The sequence below is a fragment of the Halorubrum sp. Ea8 genome, assembly GCF_002252925.1.
Lineage (GTDB): Archaea > Halobacteriota > Halobacteria > Halobacteriales > Haloferacaceae > Halorubrum.
On sequence record NZ_NHPF01000159.1, the window covers coordinates 1 to 907 of the forward strand.

The 907-nt window shown below is 57.4% G+C and carries 1 protein-coding gene; it reads right to left on the reverse strand.

The genetic code is table 11. The features are described 5' to 3' along the window. A partial coding sequence (locus tag DJ74_RS18080; RefSeq protein ID WP_094528216.1) for a TATA-box-binding protein occupies positions 1-382 on the reverse strand: 382 nt, incomplete at its 3' end. Positions 383-907 lie beyond the last annotated feature (525 nt).

Sequence of the window (907 nt, forward strand, 5' to 3'; positions counted from 1 at the left end):
CGTCCTCTAGGCCGAGCCCAATCGCCAGCGCGTTGAGATTGAGGTTGTGACCGAGGTCGGCGCTTGACACGATGTTCTGCACCGTTATTTCGGGATCCTCTTCAACGGGGATCTGGAGTCCGCGAAGCTTCTCGAAGATGATCCCGAGCGCTTCGTGGACGTCATCGATGCTCTTTGCGCCCGTGCACACTATCTTCCCCGACCGGAAAATGAGTGCGGCCGCCTTCGGCTCTTGAGTCCGGTAGACGAGGCCGGGGAAGTTGTCCGGGTTAAAATCGGCGCCCGGGAGGTCCTCTGCGAGCGCTTCCAAGTCGAGCTCTTGGCCGATACCGGTCGATGCAACGACGTTCTGGATCTCGATCGAATCAGCAGGGTTCGTCATCGTTCGCTTTTATATGCGTCCCCCTCCCTTATAAACGCCCGTGGTATAAACAACCGCTCGCTCGCGGTGTGTTCCTCACTACTTTCCTTTTTATCCGCGGGGCCCGGGCGGTTCAACCCTGTCCTGACGATTACAGCTGCGTGTTACTGCTACTGTGCTGCTGTGTTACTACTCCTTTCGTTGTTCGCGCACGCACGTGACTAGCAATCAGTTCGAGACGAGCAGTATCTCTCCACCGAGAGCGGACTATCGCCGTCGAAGTTCACTTTACTTTTTCCCGGTCGGAGCGCTCGTTCATCCGTGGTCGAAACGGCGTCTCGAACCCCACGCTCGCGAAGCGACCTCAACGGGATCCGTCGCTGAATCTCCCCCGCGGCCTCGCTTCAGTCAGTGACAGAAAACAAATAATTTCTCGCAAAACAGTTCCTGCGGTTCGACCGAACCACCTCTCCTCGACGGGCTCCGGATGTCTTCAGTTCGCGATCCGTCGTGGCAACCTCTCTCAATGAAACCGCATGACGTGGC